The organism is Collinsella sp. AF14-35, assembly GCF_003464565.1.
Lineage (GTDB): Bacteria > Actinomycetota > Coriobacteriia > Coriobacteriales > Coriobacteriaceae > Collinsella.
Window position 1 is genome coordinate 1 of the sequence record NZ_QRZD01000046.1, and the last position, 2,873, is coordinate 2,873.

The window sequence follows — 2,873 nt, forward strand, 5'->3', positions numbered from 1 at the left end:
GATGGAAACGGATGTTCTATCGGGACACACATTTTGTCCTATAAGCCTTGCTATCTCGGGCCAAAACCGCCACAAAGGTGCCTGTCCCCTTTGTGGCGGTTACCAGGGTGTTCTGGCGGTAGAGGACTCGATTGCCTCGTGGCGCTTGAGCTCGCGGCGCATGGTTTGCGAATTGAGCCAGGCTGCCTGCCAGCCACGGATGGGGTAGCGCGCTTCGTCCAGCTCAAACTGCGTATAGCCGCAGGCGTTGATGATCGTTGCCCCGCATGCGTGCTGATGTTCGCGTTGAAAGTCGCGACCATAGCATTGGTGCACATGCCCGTGCACCATGTAGTCGGGATTCCAGGATTCGAGTGCTGTGTTAAAGCATTCGAATCCTCGATGCGGCAGATCATCCAGATCGCCCACGCCGGCGGCGGGTGCATGGCTCAGCAGAATGTCGCAGCCGCCGACCATCCTCACTTTGCGGGACAGCTTGCGCACACGCTTGGTCATCTCGCGCTCGGTATACATGTTGGCACCGTCTCGGTAGCGCATGGAGCCGCCAAGCCCCGCAATGCGGACGCCGCGATACACGTACACGGTGTCTTCGACACAAATGCAGCCGCCCGGTGCATGACGTGCATAGCGGTCATCGTGATTGCCGCGTACGTAGATGAGCGGTTTGTTGATGACCGTGACCAAAAACTCAAGATAATCCGGGTCCAGATCGCCAGCAGACAGAATCAGGTCGATACCCTCAAAGCGCTCCTTGCGAAAGCACTCCCATAGGCATCGTACTTCGGTATCGGCTATGGCAAGGATTTTCATAGGGCGCGGACCTTCGGCTCATCGTCGAGTTGCGGAATGGTGCCCACCACGTTGTCGGCCAGCCAGTCCATCTCGACGATTTGCGTGCTCGGCAGCGGGGGAAAGCCCTCGATCTGCACCACGCCGTCTTGGCTATGGAGCTCGCCGCCAAATGGATTGATGGAGCCCTCGACGATGCCATTGCGGAGCAGCTGAACAAGCTTACGCGTCTGATAGGGCAGGCCCGGAGCGTAGCGAATGTCGATGACGCCCGAGCTCATACCATACCAGTAGTTGACGGCACGAATCTGGCTGTCGTCACTGGTCTCATCCCAGGTGCCGTGCAGCAGACTTCGCACGATAAGCTCGTAGTATCGGCCCCAGTTCCATACCGGCATGGCGATGCCGGTGACCTTGCCATCGACCAGGCGGTGGAGTCCGTAGGCCGTGGGGTCTTCGAGCGACTTTGACATGTCAGCGCCGGTCATGACGCTCACGCCCTCGCGGCACATGGCCTCGGAAAGGCCTCCGGCGGGCACATCGCCCCAGGTCAGGATAATTTGCGCGCGGGGGTCGAGCAGCGAGGCGCCGATGGCAAAGGCGTTGATCTCGCTAAGCGCGCCCGACGCAAAGACCGACGCGTGGTAGCCAATGCGATGGTTGTCCGCCATGCTGGCCGCAAGGGCGCCCAGCAGAAACTTTGCCTCGTACATCTTTCCAAAATACGAGCGCACGCTTTGGTGGGGAAGGCCGATGGAGCAGTTGAGGAACCGAACCTGGGGATACTCAACGGCCGCCCTGAGCGTGTATTCCATCAGGCGATGCGAGGTCGAGAAGATGACGTTGTCTCCGTGTTTGACAGCCGTTTCCACGGCGGCGTAGAACACGTCCGGATCGTGGCGGTCCTCAAACGCCTCGGTGCGCACGATACCGCCAAAGTGCTCATCGAGATACTGGCGCCCTTGATCGTGCAGGCTGTCCCAGCTCGACGTCGAACAGGGGAACTCATGGATAAAGGCGATGCGTAGGGGGTTGGCCGCCGAGTAGACGGTCTTGCCCATAAAGAAGTTGAGCACGCCGGAGGTGGACTTGGCGGGCGCCTCTTCCTCATCGACGCTCGGCGCTTCGACAAGATCGACCTTGTCCTCGTCATTTTTGCCGGCAATGACCAGCTCGCGCCAAATCTTGCACAGGCGGTTTACGACGATGTCCGTCGGCGTATCCAGTAGACGGTCTTGGTTGTACACATTGAGGTAGACGAGCATGGCGTCGGCGGGCGTAATGTCCAGATGGTCGCCGCCGGCGCGCAGGTAGGCGCGTTTAAAGAGTAGGAAGGTATGGCGCAGGTAGTCGACCTTTTTCTGTGGCCACTTTTCGACAAGGTCCTGGCCGAGCATCTTGGCGAGCGTCTCATAGCTTCCCTCGCGCGAGAACTCGATCTCGTATAGGGGGCAGACGCGCCAAAACGCGCAGAACTCGCCGTACAGGCGACTTTCGACGGAATCCCATGTGCCGGGGTAGAGGCGGGTGACCTTGGCCGAAACCGTCGGGGCGTCCAGGAATTTGAGGACGCTGACGCGCTTGTTGCCCTCCTGGACGTAGAACCGATGCATGAACTCGGTGACGATGATGGGGTCGCGATAGCCCTCGGTCACCTGGATGTCATAGAGGTTGGACCACTTGCGGGCGAACTCGGTGCTAAATGGCAACAGGGGCATAAAGTTGCACGAAAAGGCAGACTGACGGCCCTTGGTAACCGTGCCGACGACCATTTCGAGCGGAATGTCCCTTAGGCCGACGCTCTCTCGCTGACCTAAGGGGAGCTGGGCAACGAGGCTATCGAGGTCCGTAAGGTACGGGTGCTCGCTTTGGCTGATGGCGCGACGGCGTCCCTGCTCGCCGCGCTTGCGTGCTTGACGATAGGCCTCTTCCATGGTGTCTACTCCCTTAGTCGTTTAAACAACGATATGAACCATGGTACCACGATGCGAAACCACCACAATGGTGCCTGTCCCCTTTGCGGTTGTTTTAGGCGATGCCTTGATTGGCAACTTCATCCGAACACCTCCCATATTCATCCGTAC

General features: G+C 59.2%; 2 protein-coding genes. Both read right to left on the minus strand.

Going from position 1 to position 2,873, the window contains the following annotated elements; all coding sequences use genetic code 11:
• Window positions 1-99: 99 nt before the first annotated feature.
• A complete protein-coding gene (locus tag DWW12_RS09575; protein ID WP_117855826.1) occupies window positions 100-810 on the minus strand; it encodes a metallophosphoesterase in 711 nt (236 codons plus the stop codon).
• Complete coding sequence (locus tag DWW12_RS09580) at window positions 807-2,723, minus strand: BMP family ABC transporter substrate-binding protein (protein WP_117855827.1); 1,917 nt, start codon at window positions 2,721-2,723, stop codon at window positions 807-809. The genes DWW12_RS09575 and DWW12_RS09580 overlap by 4 nt, the downstream gene beginning before the upstream one ends.
• Window positions 2,724-2,873: the final 150 nt, after the last annotated feature.

Excerpts from the sequence above, each read along its gene's own strand:
- DWW12_RS09575 (WP_117855826.1), bottom strand. The coding sequence starts at position 810 with ATGAAAATCCTTGCCATAGCCGATACCGAAGTACGATGCCTATGGGAG.
- DWW12_RS09580 (WP_117855827.1), bottom strand. The coding sequence starts at position 2,723 with ATGGAAGAGGCCTATCGTCAAGCACGCAAGCGCGGCGAGCAGGGACGC.